The sequence below is a fragment of the Pseudonocardia sp. CA-142604 genome (genome assembly GCF_050948475.1).
GTDB lineage: Bacteria > Actinomycetota > Actinomycetes > Mycobacteriales > Pseudonocardiaceae > Pseudonocardia > Pseudonocardia alaniniphila.
This window is the reverse complement of record NZ_CP192045.1, coordinates 7,016,347-7,034,647: the sequence shown is the minus strand read 5'-3', so window position 1 is coordinate 7,034,647 and position 18,301 is coordinate 7,016,347. Positions and strand designations below refer to the sequence as shown.

Below are 18,301 nucleotides of genomic sequence, written 5' to 3'. Positions count from 1 at the left end.
TACGGCAGAACTGCAGCTCAGCGAGTGTTCTCCCGCGCTCGCGGTTGGACAATATGGCCGCGTCGACCGTGTGCGGTGGGCTCCCCGGTGGCCGCGGGTCGGGCGGGGCGCTGATCAGCGCACGCCTTCCCAGAGCCTGCGCTCGTCGCCAGCCGGGTCGTCGACCGCCGCCACCCCATCGTTGATCAGACCGGTCGTGCGGGCATCGACGGTATAGGGCTCCCACCCGGGGTCACCGCGGCGGATGAAGCTGACCCACGTGGCGTGCGCGGTGTCGGCCACGACCTGTGGCGCGGAGTCGCCGACCCGCGGGCGCGTGCTCGGTACGTGCAGGGTGTCGAACACGAATGGGATCTCCACGCCGTGGCAGGCACCGAGCCGGCCGTCATAGGCTGGCGACCAGTAGTCGAAGCGGTACACCCAGGTCGAGGCGGTGCTGCCGCTGCGGGCCTCGGCCACGCGGACGGCCGGGACGCGGTAGAACCAGTCGCTGACGATCGCGGCCAGCAGGTCGCCGGGGCGGGCATCGGGCCGGTTACGGCGGTAGACCTCGACGCCCTCTGCGGCCAGCCCGTACGCGCCGGCTGCGGCGGCGAGCGTGGCCTCGTCGACGGCGCCGATGCTGCCGTCGGCGACGAAGAACAGCCGCGCCTCGTCCTGATTGGAACCGATCAGCAGCGCCACGTCGGCGCCCCGGCCGGCGGCGATCGCCTCGAGCGGCGGGCGGGGCACGACTTCGCCGTCCACGGTCGGCATGAACGGGAGCAGGCTGAGCGCCAGCGTGCCCCACTTCGCAGGGTTCGGAGCGGTCTGCACCTCCTCGGTGAGCGCAGACACGGCGGCGGTCACCTGCTGCACCGGGATCGCCGCGATCGCCTCCCGAGTGGGCTCGACGCCAAGCGCCTCGGCAAGAAAGCCGGCGACCATGCGCCCGTCCTGCGGGTCCAGAGTGTGCGCGGCGGCGCCGCTCTGCGCGATCACCTGGTGGAACAGCCCGGCCGCGGCGGGCATCGACAGCAGCGTGGTCACGCTCATCGCGCCGGCCGACTCGCCGGCGACGGTGACCCGGGCGGGGTCCCCGCCGAACGCGGCGATGTTGCCGCGCACCCAGGTCAGCGCGGCGACCTGGTCGAGCAGACCGGGATTCGCGACGTTGTCGCCGGTGTAGAGGAAGCCCTCGGCGCCGAGCCGGTAGTTGATGGTCACGGTGACCACGCCGTCGCGGGCGAAGGCGGCGCCGTTGTACTCAGCGACCGAGCCGGAACCGTTCGTGAACGAGCCGCCGTGGATCCACACCAGCACGGGTAGCGAGCCGGTGGTGTCGGGGGTCCAGACGTTGAGGTTCAGGCAGTCCTCGCCGGGGATGTCGACCTCGGGGAACAACGGCCGGTACTGCGGCGGGTACGGCGCCTTCGGGCTGGTGGGGCCGTACTCGGTGGCGTCGCGGACGCCGTTCCAGGGTGACGCCGGGCGGGGGGCGCGCATCCGGCCGGGCCCGAACGGCGGGGCCGCGAACGGCACTCCGAAGAAGGCCAGTGCTCCGCGGTCGGTGGTCCCGCGCAGCTCACCCTGCTGGACGCGGACGACCGGTGCGGACGACGTCGTGCTCATCTGTCACCTCAGTGCGACAAAGATTCGGCTGGTGGTCAGGGTCGCGGCGGCGCACAGCGGAACGGCACCGCGTGGTCGGGTAGGCGAGCGGAGTCAGGCGGCGCGCCACGGACGGGGCTCCGCGGTCGGTGGTCCCGAGACCCTCCTGCTGGTGTCGCCGCCCTATCACCCGCTCGAGAGGTGGATGGGGTCTCGGACCGTCGAAGACTGGTCGTACCCGGCTCCGGATGAGACCTCACGGCCGGCACCGCTGGGGGGCCTCTGCCGTCCGCAGCGGTGCGTCGTCGCTGCGGAGGATCCGTCCGGCCGTGGACATCCGCCAAGTCAGGTACGCCAATCACAGTCACCGCCACTGCCCAACTACCTATCGACTTCACCTACTCATCGACGACCTTCGTGCACGTTCGTCTCAGCGTCATGCTCTCGCTGGGCGCTCGTCATGGATTCAAGGGCAGCGACAGCTTCCAGTGAGAGCAGTCGGGAATTCTGCAGGGCTACGACTTCCCAGCGGTTGTGCTGCCACGCCATGACGAACAGCTGCATCGACCGGCGGCTCGGCGGCGGCTCTTCCTCGGACGGCAGCATGATGCCGACGCGGTGGTGCACCACGCCCCAACCCGGCCGGAGGATCTTGGCAAACAGCACGTCGCCCTGAACCAGTCGTGACCCCTTCATCACCGTGTCAAAGATCCCCTGATGGATCGCGATCATTTCCTGGCGTCCCCGGTAGATAGTGCCCTCGAAATCTGCGAAGACGGCGTCGTCCGCGAAGTCTGCGAAGAAGCTGGTGGCGTCGCCGCGGTTCCATGCCTCGTTCATTCGGGTCGGGATGGCGCTCATCGCCGCAACCAACTCATTCATCCGATCACCTTCCTGTGCTGTCAATAGACATCAATTCCGGGCACGGGCCCGGGTGTGCCAACCATCGACGTACAGTCGTCGGAGGCCGGCGGCGACGCGAGGAGACGGCGTCACGATCGTGGCCCCCGCAGGTTTCGCGTAGTCGGATCGGAGGCCCGGTGTCGTCGTAGGAGGATGCCGTTGTGGGTGGTCCGCAGACGCAAACGGAACGGTCCCCTCCTACCACGGGAAAATAGAATGCTTATTGCGATCGGAACTGCCGAGGTGCGCCGGTGTCAAGGCGCCCTGCGAGTCGTCTCGTGATCGTCGCGATCGCTGGCTCCTCCTGACTGTCGACGGCCGGCTGCACTCTCGTGACCGGTGACAGTCTTCGATCGGAACTCGCCGTGCGTACACCCACAGCACGTCCACAGCACCACTACAGTCGACCCGGTCGATTCCGAGGAATCCTGCGGTCCCGCCCTCGCGGCATCACACGCCGGGCGCAACACCCCGGCTAGCTCCAGTTGGTGGCGAACTCGGCGCATGCTGACCCGCCGCTTCACCGCTGTGCTTTCCGGCTACATCGAGCGTTGTACCTGCGCCCACCACGGCTGCACTGCCAGCAACGGACCTCACCACCACGCGGATAGAACGACCCGGCCACGATGGCCGAAGTCAAGGAATCCTGGATCCACCGAAGTCAGGACGGTTCACGCCACCGGCGGCCGGCGTTCCGGAATCCCTCCATGCCGGGTGCCGCGGATGGGTCAGCCGTTGGCCGGCCGCGCAACGACGACAGTGCCCGCACACGGAGCTCACGCTCTTGGCCCGCGCGAGGCTGTACCGGACGCTCGCCGACGAGCTCGCAGGGGGCGACCCGATGTCCCTCCCTGTGTGTCGCGCGAGCCGGCTTGCCGATCGCGTGAGGCAATGCGTTCGTAGCGAACGTCACTCGACCTCGCCGTCGGTTGCCCGCGCCGGCAGTTCGCCCCATCCGACCTTGGCGCGCACGGTGGATCGGGCGGTCAGGCAGGCGTTATCGGTGAAGATGGCTATCCGGATGCGTGGATCAGCTCGTTCTCACGGCGAGCCGGCCGTTCCGGCTCCGCGGCGGACCTGGTCGACCGGAACGCATGCGCGCATACGCGTTAGCGTTTGTGGCCCATCCCGGCCACCATCACGGTCGACCACGGTCCCCCCACCCGGTAGGTGTCGGTCGGGCGCCAGTCGTTCGCGTACACGAGCCCTGGGTCCACCCACTCCAGGCCGTCGTAGTAGCGGCGGATCTGATCCCACGTGCGCATGTACCCGCTCCCGACCTGCGACACGACTTCGGCCTCTAACTCCGCGCCGGCCTGGGGGTGGTCCTCGCGCAGCAGGTTGACCGTGAACAGGTAGGAGCCCGACGGCATCCGCTCGATGAGCCGCCGCGTCACGCCTGCCGGGTCCTCCTCGTCGGTCAGGTGGTGCAGCACGCTCGCCATGAGCACGGCCCACGGCTGGTCCAGGTCAACCAGCGCCCGGGTGTCGGCTGCGTCGAGGATCGAGTCCGGGTTGCTGGCGTCTGCCTGGGCCACGGACGTGGTTCGGTTGTCCGCCAGCAGGGCCCGGCCGTGCGCGAGCACGATCGGGTCCTTGTCGACGTAGACCACCCGCGCGGTCGGGTCGATCTCGTGCGCGATCTCGTGAACGTTCTGCTGGGTCGGAAGCCCCGACCCGATGTCGATGAACTGCCGGATGCCGGCCTCGCCGACGAGGTAGCGCACGGCGCGCTGCAGGGCCCGGCGGTTGGTCACACAGACTTCCGTGGCGCCGCCGTTGTACTTCTCGTTGAGCATGTCGGCCGCGAGCCGGTCGACCTCGAAGTTGTTCTGACCACCGAGCAGGTAGTCGTATACCCGCGCTACGGACGGCCTGCTGAGGTCGATGGCCGGCGGCCGGCTGCCGCCATCGGGCTTCGCGTAGTGCTCGGCGATCTTGTCCTGGAGCCACTGGGCGGGCTCGGCCATGTGTTCAACCTCCGGCAAGCTGTGTGCTACTCACCGTAGCGCATACATGATCGACCAGCGCCGGAGTCACGACTGGCTGACAAACAGCATGTGCGAAGCGCGCAGCGTGCAACCAGAAACGATCGGGCTCGAGCCGAGGTGTTTGAGATCTGGCGCATAGTTCCCCTTGGGGCTCGTCCCGGGAAAGGGAGTCGAGAGCGCCCACCGAATCTATCGTCGTCAGTCGACACGACGAGCTGATCAGGAGCATCGAGCCGTTCCTGGCGCGGCAGGGCCACTGCTTTGTGAGGCGGGAGCGCTGCGCCGTCACCACGCGATGCGCCTGGGACCGGTCGGGTCTCGGCGGTCATGGGCGCGTTCCGGCCGTGGTGCAGGTAGGCGGCGACGAGCGGGTCGGCCCGTTCGTCGGGCGTGGTAAGGCGCCAGTCGGCGAGTCCGTCGGCCGAGAGCCGCAGGTGCTCGTGCGCCCGGTTCTCGGTGATCAGTCGCCGTCGAGCAGGAAGTTCATCTCGGCGGGCAGGCCGATGGGCGCGACCCGACCGGCGACTGGAGCGGGCTCGAGGCCGGCGTGAGCGCCGACGCGACGGGAATGCGATGGATCTCCTTCGTCACCGGGAATCTTCTTCATGGAGACACCGCTGGAGGGCAGGCTGTGCTACAGCGCGACGATGGAGCTTTGATCGAACACGGATCAGCCCGTCAGCTGTTCAGGGAAATGAGTGCGGGTCCATTCGATGGCTTTCTCGAAGAAGAGATGGGCGTTGGGGTGAAGGTTGATGTTGTGGCCGGTGCTGGGCACTATCTGGCTGTCGTAGCTCGGGACCTGCGGGAAGAGCAGGCGCTCGGCGTTCCATGGGCTGAGTGGCGATGAGCAGGGGATGAGCTGGCAGAAGACGAGGTCGTCATCGCCCATCACGTTGAGCACCGGCTTGCGGAAGTTGAGAGTGGAGAGCAGTGGCAGTGCGATCGTGCCCAGATCCGTCGCGCTCTGCACGTCCTTGGTCGCCTCGTCGACCACGACGACCTGAGGATCGATTGCTGGCCGGTGGTAGAAGTCGCCGCGCTGCCCTGGGACGGTGGTGAGATAGCCGGGGTCCATTCCGGCGAATCGGCCCCCTTCCAGCCGCGCAGGGTGGGTGAAGGTCACAAGGATCTCGAGCAAGCCGGGCAGGTCGGGGCCTCTGGAGACGCCGGTGGCGATGACGCCGTCGACCAGGTTCGGCTCGGACCCGACGGCGGCGTAGGTGACCAGGGTGCCGAAGCTGTGCCCGACGATCACTACCTTCTCGAAGGACTGCCCCCCGATCAAGCCGGTGCGCAGCGCGGGGACCAGCTGGCGCACGACCTCGGCATGGGAGAGGAGCGACATCTCCACGGAGGCAGGGCGGTTGCTCTCGCCCGTTCCCAACCGGTCGAGCCGGAAGGTGGCGATTCCGGCGGCACGCATGGCACGGACATAGGAGTAGCGCTCCGGTTGGTAGGGAAAGTCCCAGTAGGAGCTGTTGTAGGTGGCGCCGGGAACGAGCAGGTGCACGACCCTGTCGCGCGGGGCGGCGCACAGTTCGCCGGAGACCCGAGCCGGCGTGCTGACGACGAGCGGAACGTGGGTGGCGGTGAACTCGGCGCGACGGCAGTCCGGTTCGGCCGCCACGGCCGGAGTCAGGGCAAGAACGACACCGGGGAAGGCGACACCGGCCAACCCGATCGCACAGAATACGAGGGCCAGTCTGATCGCAACTGCACTCAGCTTGTGCGTGCGCTCTCCCGGGCGGCGGTTCATCACGGCAGCTCCTGACGGTCGGCCGACGCGACGCCCGGGCCACGGCGTTTCAGGCGGGCCAGCGCGGCATGAATCAGCACGTTCGGCCGGGCCAGCGTGTTGGGATGGGCGAGCATCGTCGTGACCATGCTCAGCCGCCGGTTGAGCTCCCGGTCGTCGGCCGATGTCATGAAGATCAAGTTGGCCAAGCCGGCGACGAGTCGGTACCCGGGCGGGTAGGGCCCGTCGACGTGGGGGAGGGCGAGGTCGGCTGTCGTGGAGGTCTGCCATGCCGCGTCGACGACGACCCGCACCATCGCGAAGTAGTCTGCGGCGGGCTCGCCGAGGCGCGGATCGCGGCACAGGTAGGCCGACAGCGCCGAGGCGTGCAGCGACGCCGCGGCCATGCCCTGGCCGTAGACCGGGTTGAACGACGCCACCGCATCGCCCACTGCGATCAGTCCGGCGGGCAGTCTGTCCAGCGCGTGGAAGTCGCGGCGTCTGCTGTCGGCCTGGTGATAGGTGACGACGTCGCCCAGCATCTCGCCGCGCTCCGCGATGTCCCCGAAGACCGCCGGGAAGTCCCGCCGGCACCGGCTGACGAAGTCCGCCCGTTCGCGGCTCGGCCGATCCTTGTCGTACCCGGCCACGAGCATGATCCAGCGGTCGTCCTCGACCGCGGTGATCCCGCCGATCCGAGCGACGCACCCCGGCGCGGGCAGGGCCTGCGCAAAGGCGACATCGATGTCGCTGATCTGCGGGTCACGCCGGAACAACGCCGTCGCGTAGGTGAGCTTGATAGGCATCCGCCGCACGGGCGGGCTCGGCAGGCCGTGCTCGGCCAGCCAACCGCCGAGCCTGCTGGAGCGACCCATCGCGTCCACCACGAAATCTGCCTGCTCGGTCTGCGGGACGCCGGTTGCGCCGGCGTCCGGGCTGGTGCCTGGGTGGTGGCGCACTCCCGTCACCTTTCCCCCGGTTATCGCGAGCCCGGCCGCCTGCCCGTGCACGATGTGGACGTTCGCGAGCTGCGCCACCCGGGCGCGCACCAGGCCCTCGAGGAACGGTCTCGTCGCCGAGAGCGCCCGGCCTCTGATCGTCAGGTCGTTCGCGTAGCGGCGCTGTGTCCCGTTGACGTAGTGGCGGACAGCGGCGTGATCAGGCACCACGGCACCGGTGGCGACGGCCTCGTCGGCGAAGCCGGGAAACCACCGCTCGAGCTGCAACTGTCCCGACGGGAGCAGTGCGTGCACGTGGCTGCCCTGTGGCACGCCCGGACGCGGCTCGAACCCCGTCGTGTCGGCTGCTGGGCCGATGTCGTCGCGTTCGATGATGACGACCTGGTCGGCGTGGTCGCTCAGGACCCTGGCGGCCAGCAGCCCCGCCATGCTCCCGCCGAGAACCACCGCGCGGCCCATCACCCGCCGGGGAGCGTCGGGCCGACCTGTTTCGCTGAGCTCAGCGAAGACACGGGACGGGCTCAGCACGGCCGATGCCTCTGTCCGCACTGCTGCCTGCCGCTGCCCCGGGTCTCCCTGTCGCCGGCCGCGCTCGCGCCGACAGCAGCCATCCACACGGCGGCGGGCTTGAGGTGGATGTGGGCGCTCGCTCCGTTGCTTTCTACGCTCATCGTTCCTCTTTGATGACGGATTGCCGTGCGTCGCAGTGGGTCGGTGCCCCGAGCGGCGGAGGTGGGGCGTGCTCGGCGGGGTAGTGGTCCAGGTACCGACTGTGATGGTGATTTGATCACACCGGAGCACCGGACGGGTGGTCGAGGCCTCCGCCCAACGCCGTAGACGGCTGGGCTGATCGGGCGATAGCCGGCTGCGTGGCCGACAGACGTCTGCACTGCGGTGGCGAACGGGAAGCCCGGGCGCAGCCATGAGCGCCCCGGGCTATCGATGCGCCCTGCTGCAACGGCCGTGCCGTCGGGTTGCAGTGTGGCCCAGTTCCTCAGGCGAGGCCGTGCGGCTTGGCGACTCTGGCGAGCATCGCGTGGCTTCGTCGTAGGCCGAACACACGACGTTGTGGCCGAGTGGTCTCTCGGCGCGGACCTGGACCAGTTGTCCGGCCAGGTCTGCGTGACACGCCACTGCTGATCACGGTGGGTGAGGGATCCCTTCTGATCCTCGATGAGGCGCTCCAACACGCTGGAGTGATCGCCACCCGCCGTCGCTCGAGGGTGTTGATCAAGATTTCCGGCAATGTGGCGCTCAGCCGCACGAGCCGCCAGCAGCGGCAGGAACGAAGCCGGCAGTCCCGCGTCTCCGGCCTGCTCGGAGCTGGACCGTGGTCTGGTACGAAGGGGTTAACGATCCTCGTAGTACTTCAGGAACATCGCCAGCCCGGATTCGACCACGTCCTCGTTCCGCTCCGGGGTGGGCCGTCCGGTGCCGGGCTGGACGCAGAGCGCGTACAACTGGCTCACCGCGATGTCCGGGTCGGGGATCCGGATCCCCGCGGTACCCGGCAATGCCCGCAACGTGTCGTCGAGGACCAGCCGGAGCTCGGCCGGGACCAAGTCGAGCCACGGGCCGATGTCTTCGGGAAAGCGCTTGGCCTCCGCTTCCAGCACCGATTGCAGCCTGATCATCACCGGCGAGGACAGGACGCCGATGCACGCGCTGCACAGCGCGCGGAGCTCGGTTTCGAGGGAGTGGTTGCCGGGCAGGGGCTTCCGCAGCCTCCGCGCTGCCCCGACGGCCTCGTCCAACTGTTCGGTGATCACCGTCCGGAAGAGCTCTTCCTTGTCGCTGAAGTGACTGTAGATGGTCACTTTCGACACGCGGGCGCGCTCGGCGATCTCGTCGAGGCTCGCGCGGAATCCGTGCTCGGCGAACGCCTCGAAGGCGGCGCGGACGATGGCGTGCCGCTTGCTCTGTTGCAGGCCGCCGCCCGTCGGCTCGTCGCGGCCGCCGTGACGTCCGGCATCCCCGAACACGAGCGAGGCCATGAGCTCCACCGTGAGGTCGTCGGCCAGCCCGCCGCGGTGCACCAGGGATCGCCACGTGGCGAAGTCGAGCGCGTGCCGCGCCGTCGCGCGTGCCGTCTGGTCGTCGCCCGCTTCGCGCGCGATCCCGTCGAGCAGGGCCGTGTACTCCTGGAGTGAGCGTTCGACGACCGGCATGACCTCGGCGTCGCGGGTCAGGTTCGCCAACATGTCCGTGGTCTCGCCGTAGTAGGCGTACATCGCGGTGAGGGCCGCCGTGAACCTGGCCCGCGGCTCCTCGACGTGCTGCCATTCGGACGGGCCGGGCAGGGGGTGGAGCGACCAGAAGTGACCGGAGCACGCCGCGTAGAGATCCTCCTCCGTCGGGAAGTGGCGGTAGAGAGTGTTGCGCCGGACGCCGGCGAGCTCGGCGACTGCTGAGACGGTGGTGCGGGCGGGTCCCACGCTGCCGTGCAGGTCCATCGCGGCCTCTGCGATCCGGCGGCGGGTTGCCTGCATGCCCTCGGCGCGCTTGCCGAGGTCGTAGCTCCGGAGCCGGGTCGTGTGTGACATCACTGTTAGTCCATATCCTTGACTATCTCTGCTTGGGCTGGTTAGTTTCAGTATTCATTGTATGCAGTTGTTCCTTGAAATACGTCGAGGAGGCGGCCATGGGTTCCGTGCAGCTCCCGCAGGACACACTCGATGGGAAGGGGACGCTGCTGAACGATCCCGGCCCGCGTGATCCCGATGAGGAGACGCCATACAGCTCGTACCTTCGCAGCGAAGTGCTGCACACGCTGCAGGCGCCGGTCAGTGACAGTCCGGCCGAGCCGGCCTTCTTGGTCAATGCGCAGGTCATGGAGCTCTACTTCGGACTGATCGTGCACGAGTTGCGTACGGCCCAGGGCGAGCTCCGCAGCGGCCTGCTCGGCCGGGCAACCGCCACCCTGCGTCGGACCGCAGCTCATTTCCGCTCGCTGAACGGGACGTGGAGCTCGATCTCGTGGCTGACCCCGGTGGAGCTCACCCCGATCCTCCGCGGGATCGGGGAGGTGCACGGCAGGGACAGCGCCCTGCAGTCGTGGATGTTCCGCTGGATGGTGTTCCTGCTGGGGATCAAGTCGCCCGATGGTCTCGTCCCCCTGGAAAGCACCCCGACCCGTCGGAGCCGGCTGCGCGAGGCCCTCGGCGAGCCCAGCATCTACGACGACGTGCTGGGCCTGTTCGCCCGCAGCGGTCACCCGGTCCCGGCAGATTGCCTGCAGCGGGACTTCGCTGCGCCGTACGTGCCCCATCCGGAGGTGGGCGAGGTGTGGCGAGCCGTCTACCAGGCTCCCGCGGAGCATGCGGAGCTCTTCGCGCTGGGTGAGGCGATGGCCGACATCGCCGAGGAGTTCACCACGTGGAAGTACCGGCACCTGATGTCGGTGCGCCGGACGTTCGGGAACCGCAACGGCTACTACGGCGAACCCGGCGTGGCCTGGTTGTCGCCGACTCTCGACGAGATCCCGTTCCCGGAAATGTGGACCGCCCGGGCCGAGGTGGAGTGACCGGACCGGTGGCCGTGGGGTGCGGGCCGGCGGCTCCCGAGGCGGAGCATCGATGACAGGTCAACTATACGGTACAGTTCATTCGCCGGATGAGTTGCCAAACAGCGGGAGGGACGTTGCCGGATAAGCATCCTGCGTCGTCGTCCGCGACTTCCCTGGTGGCCGCGTTTCGCAGCCACGTTCTGTCCCCCGTCGACGTGGTCGATGCGCTCATCAGCCGGGTTGAGGGGCGAGAACCGATCGTCAACGCCGTGACGACGCCGGCCTTCGAAGCGGCGTTGCGGCAGGCCGTGGAGGCGGAACGGCGGTGGTCCGGCGGAGTCCCGCGTCCCCTCGAAGGCGTGCCGGTCCTCGTGAAGGATCTGATCGACACCGCGGGCCTGCGTACCACGCGTGGGTCAGTGATGTTCGCCGATCACGTACCGGCTACTGATGCTGACGTGGTGGCGGCGATCCGTCGGGCCGGTGGGATCGTGCTCGGAAAGGCAGCCACTCACGAGTTCGGGTGGGGCATCACGACCGACAGTCCCCACTTCGGCGTCACCCGCAATCCGTGGTCTCCGGCGCGGATATCCGGAGGATCGAGCGGGGGCTCGGCGGCGGCTCTCGCTGCGGAGTACGCCCCGCTCGCGGTCGGCACCGACACCGCAGGATCGGTCCGCCTGCCGGCGGCGTTCTGTGGGGTGAGTGGTCTGCGGCCCACATTCGGTGCAGTGCCTGTCGCTGGTGTCCAGCCTCTCGCGCCGTCGCTGGACTCGGTGGGGCCGATGGCGCGGACGGTCCAGGATCTGCGTCTGCTGTGGTCGGTGATCGCCCCTTCGCGGCGATCACCGGTGGCCGGTTCCGAGCCGTTTGCTGATGCCGCGCCGGTGAGCGTCGGGCTGCTTCTGGAAGCCGACGATGTCCGCCCCGCCGCCGGCGTGGCCCAGGTGTGCTCCGGCATCGCAGCCCTGCTGGCGGACGCGGGGGTGCGGGTCGTCGAGCTCGACGCGGGGGAGATGCCGCACGCACATCCTCTGCTGCGCACGGTGATCCTTGCCGAGGGTCTGCGCAGCCATGTGGGGCAGGGTCTCTGGCCGGACAGAGCGGGCGAGTACGGCGCCGATGTCCGCGCTCGGCTCGAACTCGCGGAGGAGGCCGACCCTGGCGACTATCTGGACGCCCAGCGCGGCCGGGCCTATCTGCGCTCGGCCTGGGCCGGGCTGTTCACCCGGGTCGATCTCGTCCTCTCGCCTGCAGCGCCGCTCGCACCCCCGCCGATCGCCGCGGTGCCCGGCGATTTCCGTGACCTCGTCATGCCCGGGATAGCCGGGCAGAGCCTGGCCGGATTGCCTGCTCTGGTCATGCGCGCCGGTTTCGACGCCACGGGCTTGCCCGTCGGCATCCAGCTGACCGCTCGGGCCTGGCATGAGGAGCTCCTATTCGACGTCGGCGAGCTCGTGGAGCGGCTGACCGACCCGATTCAGTGGCGCCGGCCGGGCGGGCAGCCCGTGCGGAACCGCCTCCCGTGAAGAAACGCCGATGGAAATGAGCCGGGAAAGAGGAGAGCCTGAATGTCGTACATCAGCGGTAGCCACCACATCACCATGTCGGTGGACGGTGCTCGGGAGGACGTCGATTTTCACGTCAACGTCCTCGGCCTGCGCCTGATCAAGCGGACGGTGCTGTTCGACGGGAAGATCCCGATCTATCACCTCTACTACAGCAACGCCGACGGTGACCCGAGCGCGGTGCTCACCACCTTTCCCTTCGCCCAGGCCGGGATCCGCGGCCGACGTGGCACCAACCAGGCCCGCGAGGTGCTGCTCGCCGTTCCCGCGGGTTCGCTGAGCTACTGGTCCACCCGGCTTCAGGAGCGGGCGGCCGACGTCCGGGACGCCACCGTGTTCGACCGCCGCCGCGTGCTCTTCCGACACCCGTGCGGTATCGAGTACCAACTGGTCGAGGTCGACGACGACCCCCGCCGCGGCTTCACCGGCAACGGCGTACCCCAGGAGCACGCGATCCACGGCATCTACGGCGTCGGTGTGCACGTCACCGGGCCGGACACCGCGGTCGAGTTCGCCGCCAACCACCTCGGCGCGCGCGAGGGCATGGCCGAAGCCGGCCGGTTCGCGCTGGAGGCGGGCAAGCCCGGCCTCGGCGGGGCCGTCGAGCTCGTGGTCAACCGCACCGACGAACCGGGCACGTGGATCTACGGCGCCGGCACCATCCACCACTTTGCCTGGAACGCCGACACCCTCGAGAACCAGGACGAGCTGAAGTTCGAGATCGAGGGCGCGGGCTACACGGATATGTCTGAGCTGCGGGACCGCAAGTACTTCAAGTCGATCTACGTGCGCTCGCCCGGAGGCGCACTCTTCGAGCTGGCCGTGACGCACAACGAGGGCGGCTGGGACTGTGACGAGTCACCGCAGGAACTGGGTAGCCGGTTCCAGTTGCCGGAGCAGTTCGAGGCACGGCGGGACGAGATCCTCGGCGGCCTCGAGGAGATCGACGTCTGAGATCCGGTGTCGTACGCGGGGGAGAGCCGGCATCCCCTGCCCCATCGCCACCGGCGAATCTGCCGCCACCGCCGGGGCAGGGCCGGCAGCGGCGGCGCCGACGGTCACATTCGCCGTCGCGGGCGTTGGCAGGGTGGCACTCGGCCCCGACTCGATGCAGCTGGCGTGTAGCTGGGCGCCGATTTACGGACCGACGACCCGCACGTTCCGGGGTGCGGCCGGTTCGTCGGCCCGCCCCTCCGGTGCGCCATCAGGACCTGCCCTGGTTCATAACCGCGAAACCCCGTACTTGTCGATGAAGGAGCCTTTGAGAGTGGACTTGCACCGGGCGCTCTACACCACCCGAATGATGCGACGCATGCGGCCCGATCCGGTGCCTCTGGAAGCGCAGTGCAGAATTCTCGACGCGGCAATTCGGGCACCAAACGGGGGAAACGCCCAACGCTGGCATTTCCTTGCTGTCGACGACTTGGCATTGAAGCAGCAGCTTGCCGAGCTGTATCGGGAGTGCACAGAACGGGAGTACGCCGAGTTCGCGGCCGGTACTCTCGCTCACACCCTGCACGACCCCGATGAGCACGCTGAGAGCTTGCGCAGGATCATGGCGTCCGCGCAGTACTTCATCGATCACTTCACCGAGATCCCGCTCCTCATCTTCGTCTTCTCGATCGACGACCACGGTGGCGCCAACATCTACCCGGCGATCTGGAGTCTCCTCCTCGCGGCTCGTGCCGAGGGGATCGGGGGCGTCCTCACCACCGTCCTCCGCTACGAGGAAGAGCAAGTGACGCAGATGCTCGGTGTTCCTACGGAAGCCGGTTGGCGAATGAATGCAATGCTCGCCCTCGGTTATCCGCGCGGGCGATGGGGAGTCGCTTCCGACCGGCACCCGGTTCACCGGGTGGCAAGCCGCAACAGGTGGGGTGAGTATTTCGGAGCCACCGTTGATCGTCCTCTGTGGAATGACGACAACGCTGACGCCTAGCATGAAACCGGCCCACGGCTTGGCGTGTCGGAAGTCAGCGGCGAAGTCACAACCTCATCGCGCAGCTGCTTGTCCGCTGATCATCGGAACGAGGTGGTCCGCACCTTCCTGGACTGTCGGGTCGAGGGGGTGCCGCCGACGAGAGACGCGAGGGCTTCGGGGATGAGGCAACGAGTTCGGCAGTCGCCGATCTCGGCGATCACCCGGGATGCGTGGAGGTCACCGAGCGGGGCAGGTGCGGAATATGTGCGGCTCGGCAAGCTGGGCGGCGATCCACGGGTCTTTGATCACGGGCGATGCCCATCGAGCTGAGCATCTGGGCACCCACCGGTCTCGTGTTGCATGTGCGCGAACGTATTCGGCACGCGTGCCCGGGCAGTGCGAGGTCACGCGGGGTGCTGGGGATGAACTCCCGCGGCGTCCAGCAGGTCCTGTCGTGCGGGGCCGGGCGGCGTGTCCTGCGGTGTATCCGCAGCGCTCGTCCGGATCCGGTCGGCGACGCCTGGGCGGGCGAGGACCTCGGAGGGCAGCGCCTGCATCGAGCCGATGTCGAGCAGGCCACGCAGAATCTCGGGATCACGGCGTGCGCCGGCCTGTAGCGCCCTGGCGGTTGCTGTCGCGTCGTCGTCGAGCTGATACGGGGTGCCCGCGCGGTGGTTCTCGATCCCGGCGAGCCGTTGGCGGTCGACGGCGACGGTGTGGCGGTGCCACGGCTCGAACACCTCGCCGGTCGCCTCGGCCCACATCAGAGACCGCTGCCCGGGACTGTCCCCGCTGCTTGCGTGCAGCACCTCTCGCAGCAGGACCGCGTGCCCAAGCCCCATCGACACGCCCCGTCCCAGCGACGGGTTGGTGCACGCCCAGGCGTCGCCCACGGGCAGCACTCCGGTGACGACCGGCCGCCCGTCGACGAGGTAGTGCCGGATGCGGTCCTCGATGCCCGAGATCACCCTGATGTCGGTGACCGGGTCGGCGTCGAGCCAGTGCGCCTGCGCCGGGAACAACCGTGCCACCGCCGTCCATCGGTCCACATCGCGCAGCACCCGCAGTTCCCGGTCCCGCGACGAGGTCACGAGCGTCACGCTCCACGTCCCGTTGTCCTGCGGCAACGTCACCACGGAGACCGAGTTGTAGGGCATGTGGACGGCCCCGTGCAACGAGGGGAACCCGCCCTCACCCTGGAAGAACCGGGCGAAGTACACGAACCCGCAGTCCTCGCGCTCCTCGACCGTGGCAGGACCGCCGAGCCCGGCGAGGAGCGCGGGCAGGGTGGAGCGGCGACCACCCGCGTCGATCACCAGATCGGCACGTACTTCCTGTCCGTCGCCGGTGACCGCTCCGACGACGTGCGGCACACCGGCGAGATCGGACGGCCCCGTCTGCAAGCCCTGCACGCTGACCCCCGCGGTGCACCTGAACGCCTGGCTGTGCGTCGGCAGCCCGGGCCAGTACTGCCTCGAGCACCGGGCGCCGCGCGGCCAGCGCTGTGTAACGGTCGTCCTCGGGGCGGCGGCCTCCCGTGAGTGCCTCGGGCAGCTCCCCGAGCAGGTTGTATCGCACGGCACCGGCCGCGAGGAGCGCTGCGGCTACGTCGGGCAGCTCAGCCTGCAGTTGCTGGTGGAAGTGTGGAAGGAAGAAGTGTGGCTGCCGGAACTGCACGCAACCACGCCGGTCCCACGACTCCCACGCCGCACTCGGCTCCGTGGGTGGCGCCGCGTCGCGTTCCAGGACCGTGACCCGATACCCGTCCCGGGCCAGCAGCAGCGCCGTGCACAACCCGATGACCCCGCCACCGGCGACGAGGGCGGAAGGTGTGCCGGACAAGGTGATCTCCTCCGAAGTGATCAGTGCTCGATGAACGTCACATGTCCGTCGACGCTGTCGCGCGGCGTCCGCAGGCTGTTGATCGGGGCACTCGGGTCCGGGTATCCCACCGCCAGACCACACACGATGGCCAGCTCTGCCGGGATGTCGAGTTCCTCGCGCACGATCTCGGGGTAGCCGGCGATGGACACCTGAACGCAGGTGCCCAGCCCCCGGGCGGTCAGCGCCAGCAGCAGTGTCTGCAAGAACATGCCCACACCGACGCCGTCAACCAGGCCCAGGTCGCGGTGCATGCACACCACTCCGGCCAGCGGCGCACCGAAGAACTCCCAGTTGCGCAGGATCGCGGTCCGCCTGCCCTCCGCGTCATCACGGACTATGCCCATCGCGCCGAACATCTGGGCGCCGAGCTCGAATCGCTTGTGTGCGAACGCATCAGCTAGCGGCGGGATCTTCGGCGACCCGGTGCCTGCCTCGGCCAGCAACGCGGTCACCAACCGGTCGCGGACAGCTCCGGTGGCGAACACCGCCTGCCAGGGCTGGACATTCGAGTTCGACGGAGCGCGCGTGGCCAGCGCCAGGGACTCCTCCACGAGCGACCTCGGCACCGGCTCGGACAGGAACATCCGCGTCGAATACCGCTGGCGGATCGCCTCATCGAGGTCGTACATCTGGCATCCCCTGGCCTGCCGGCCGACGGCAATCCTTCCGATCACACGTGGAAGAAGACCGTCTCGGTGTTGCCCTGCACAGTGAAGTTGGATCGGTAGCGGTTGATCGGGCTGCTGGGTTCCGGTCGGGCGGGCAGCGTGTGCCGTCGGCGGTGCCGGAGGGCCGGCGCGATGGAGAACATGTGTCTCTCGGTCGTCGGTCAGGCGTGTCCACGGTTCGGTGTTCCAGGTTCGGTGTTCATACGCCGCTCTTCTCCCCAGATATCCGGTGCGGCCGGCCGGCCCGCACGCGCGTGGTGGGGCCGTGCCGGGTAAGGCTGCCGTGCCGACCACCCCCCGGGGTCGGTGTGCCAGCAGCTCACTGATCATATATAGTGACTGTCATTAATACTTACTATCATGGTTGACGTGGGACCCGGTCGGTGGCGTGCTCAGCGCCACACCCGGCACGCGGCGCCGGCTTGACCTGTGTCGAGATCGAGCACACCGAAGTTGTCGGATTTGAATCCGACGTGGCCGACTGCGATCGAATCGACACGGGGCGTGGCCGGCGTTGTCGCCGAACTCCACCCCGCGAGAGGAACGGCAAGGTCAGGCCGCCGTAGCCAGGAAAATGTAGCGGTTGATGCTATAGAGGTAGTCGCCCTCGTCGTTACGGGCGCGAAGGTCGGTGAGCCATGCCTCGACGTCGACCGCGGTAAGCCCGCGGCGGCCCGCCACGAACTGAGCAATCGAGTTCATGTAGCTGGTGCTGAAGGCGTCTGGGGCCATCTGCGCGTTGAACATCACGTGCACCAACTGCTCGGTGACGTGGAACCCGGCGCGACGCAGCAGCCCGGCCAGCACTCGCGGCAGACGCGGATGCACCAAATGGTCCTCCCATGCCGCCAGAACACGTCGGTGCAACAACCGATCCGTCGTGTGCCACACGAGTGAGTCTGCGTCAGTGTCGAGGACCAACGCTCGCCCACCGGGACGCAGCACCCGCCGCAGCTCCCTGAGTGCCCCCGAGACGTCGGCGACGTACTCGTAGACCTGCGTCGACACGGCGACGTCGAACACGCCGTCGGCGAACGGCAGCGTGTTGGCGCCACACTCGTCGAAGTGGACCCATGGCATGTCCGCGGTGCGCGCGGCGGCGAGCGAATTCATTGCGGAGCTCGGGTCCACACCGTGCACCACGCCCGTCGGGCCCACCGCCTCGGCAATCGGCGCCACCAGATAACCCGGCCCGGACCCGACGTCGAGCACGCGCTCTCCCGCTTTCGGTGTCAGCAACGAAAGCACGTGTTTCCGTTGTGCCTCGACATCGGGGCTCGCATACAGTTTCTCGATGCGTCGCGCACCTTCCTCATCGAATTTCAGCATGGCCACCCATCGGTGCTGCCTGAGAACCGTATCCGCCCCGCACCTCGCCGATCGCCATTTTTCTGGCGCGGTTCGAAGGGCTCGAACCGGGCCGGTAACCGCCGCGCCTGCTCCCTGACGAAGGACAAATCAGTCAAGTACCGGATTGGTAGCTGGACGGTCACAGGCTCAGGATCCACGCTGGGATACATCGCGTCCCTTCTGGAGAGTAGCTCGCCGATCCAGTCGACCTCACCGCGTCACCA

General features: G+C 68.4%; 16 protein-coding genes and 1 pseudogene. 4 read left to right on the top strand and 13 right to left on the bottom strand.

Features of this window, described 5'->3' with window-relative positions; genetic code table 11:
- Positions 1-114 precede the first annotated feature (114 nt).
- The 7 genes from ACQPZQ_RS31820 to ACQPZQ_RS31790 form a co-directional block, all read right to left on the bottom strand.
- Positions 115-1,611 carry a carboxylesterase/lipase family protein gene (locus ACQPZQ_RS31820; protein ID WP_433286965.1) on the bottom strand — a complete coding sequence of 499 codons (1,497 nt, stop codon included), beginning with the start codon at positions 1,609-1,611 and terminating at the stop codon, positions 115-117.
- Between the two features lie 381 nt (positions 1,612-1,992).
- Positions 1,993-2,472, bottom strand: a complete 480-nt coding sequence (locus ACQPZQ_RS31815) for an SgcJ/EcaC family oxidoreductase (RefSeq protein WP_433286963.1) — start codon at positions 2,470-2,472, stop codon at positions 1,993-1,995.
- Positions 2,473-3,602: 1,130 nt separating this feature from the next.
- Positions 3,603-4,463 carry an SAM-dependent methyltransferase gene (locus ACQPZQ_RS31810; RefSeq protein WP_433286961.1) on the bottom strand — a complete coding sequence of 287 codons (861 nt, stop codon included), beginning with the start codon at positions 4,461-4,463 and terminating at the stop codon, positions 3,603-3,605.
- A 481-nt stretch (positions 4,464-4,944) separates the two neighbouring features.
- Positions 4,945-5,091: a hypothetical protein gene (locus tag ACQPZQ_RS31805; RefSeq protein WP_433286960.1), complete on the bottom strand. Its 147-nt coding sequence runs from the start codon at positions 5,089-5,091 to the stop codon at positions 4,945-4,947.
- Positions 5,092-5,154: 63 nt separating this feature from the next.
- A complete protein-coding gene (locus ACQPZQ_RS31800; protein ID WP_433286958.1) occupies positions 5,155-6,243 on the bottom strand; it encodes an alpha/beta hydrolase in 1,089 nt (362 codons plus the stop codon).
- The gene (locus ACQPZQ_RS31795; RefSeq protein ID WP_433286956.1) at positions 6,243-7,709 is read right to left on the bottom strand and encodes an FAD-dependent oxidoreductase; all 1,467 of its coding nucleotides are present in this window, start codon (positions 7,707-7,709) and stop codon (positions 6,243-6,245) included. The genes ACQPZQ_RS31800 and ACQPZQ_RS31795 overlap by 1 nt, the downstream gene beginning before the upstream one ends.
- Positions 7,710-8,530: 821 nt before the next feature.
- Entirely contained in the window at positions 8,531-9,724 is a 1,194-nt protein-coding gene (locus tag ACQPZQ_RS31790) for a TetR/AcrR family transcriptional regulator (RefSeq protein WP_433286954.1), read from the bottom strand.
- Positions 9,725-9,822: 98 nt separating this feature from the next.
- Between ACQPZQ_RS31790 and ACQPZQ_RS31785 the strand changes: the two genes are divergently transcribed.
- The 4 genes from ACQPZQ_RS31785 to ACQPZQ_RS31770 all read left to right on the top strand — a co-directional run bounded on the left by ACQPZQ_RS31785 (position 9,823) and on the right by ACQPZQ_RS31770 (position 14,193).
- Positions 9,823-10,704, top strand: coding sequence for a tryptophan 2,3-dioxygenase (locus tag ACQPZQ_RS31785; protein WP_433286952.1), 882 nt, complete (start codon positions 9,823-9,825; stop codon positions 10,702-10,704).
- 89 nt (positions 10,705-10,793) lie between these two features.
- Positions 10,794-12,215, top strand: coding sequence for an amidase (locus tag ACQPZQ_RS31780; protein ID WP_433286951.1), 1,422 nt, complete (start codon positions 10,794-10,796; stop codon positions 12,213-12,215).
- Positions 12,216-12,257: 42 nt separating this feature from the next.
- Complete coding sequence (locus ACQPZQ_RS31775) at positions 12,258-13,208, top strand: VOC family protein (RefSeq protein WP_433286949.1); 951 nt, start codon at positions 12,258-12,260, stop codon at positions 13,206-13,208.
- Between the two features lie 313 nt (positions 13,209-13,521).
- The gene (locus ACQPZQ_RS31770) at positions 13,522-14,193 is read left to right on the top strand and encodes a nitroreductase family protein (RefSeq protein ID WP_433286947.1); all 672 of its coding nucleotides are present in this window, start codon (positions 13,522-13,524) and stop codon (positions 14,191-14,193) included.
- Positions 14,194-14,273: 80 nt separating this feature from the next.
- Here ACQPZQ_RS31770 and ACQPZQ_RS31765 read toward each other — a convergent pair whose 3' ends face one another.
- The 6 genes and pseudogenes from ACQPZQ_RS31765 to ACQPZQ_RS31740 form a co-directional block, all read right to left on the bottom strand.
- Complete coding sequence (locus ACQPZQ_RS31765; RefSeq protein WP_433286945.1) at positions 14,274-14,453, bottom strand: transposase; 180 nt, start codon at positions 14,451-14,453, stop codon at positions 14,274-14,276.
- A gap of 126 nt (positions 14,454-14,579) precedes the next feature.
- Positions 14,580-15,578 carry an NAD(P)/FAD-dependent oxidoreductase gene (locus ACQPZQ_RS31760; RefSeq protein WP_433299718.1) on the bottom strand — a complete coding sequence of 333 codons (999 nt, stop codon included), beginning with the start codon at positions 15,576-15,578 and terminating at the stop codon, positions 14,580-14,582.
- Positions 15,579-15,831: 253 nt separating this feature from the next.
- A pseudogene (locus ACQPZQ_RS31755) lies at positions 15,832-16,140 on the bottom strand (FAD-dependent oxidoreductase); the annotation flags it as partial.
- Complete coding sequence (locus ACQPZQ_RS31750) at positions 16,038-16,688, bottom strand: nitroreductase (protein ID WP_433286943.1); 651 nt, start codon at positions 16,686-16,688, stop codon at positions 16,038-16,040. The gene ACQPZQ_RS31750 and the pseudogene ACQPZQ_RS31755, both read right to left, overlap by 103 nt.
- A gap of 41 nt (positions 16,689-16,729) precedes the next feature.
- A complete protein-coding gene (locus ACQPZQ_RS31745; RefSeq protein ID WP_433286941.1) occupies positions 16,730-16,870 on the bottom strand; it encodes a hypothetical protein in 141 nt (46 codons plus the stop codon).
- A gap of 409 nt (positions 16,871-17,279) precedes the next feature.
- Positions 17,280-18,056 (bottom strand): methyltransferase domain-containing protein, encoded by a 777-nt coding sequence (locus ACQPZQ_RS31740; protein WP_433299452.1) that lies wholly within the window; start codon positions 18,054-18,056, stop codon positions 17,280-17,282.
- Positions 18,057-18,301: the final 245 nt, after the last annotated feature.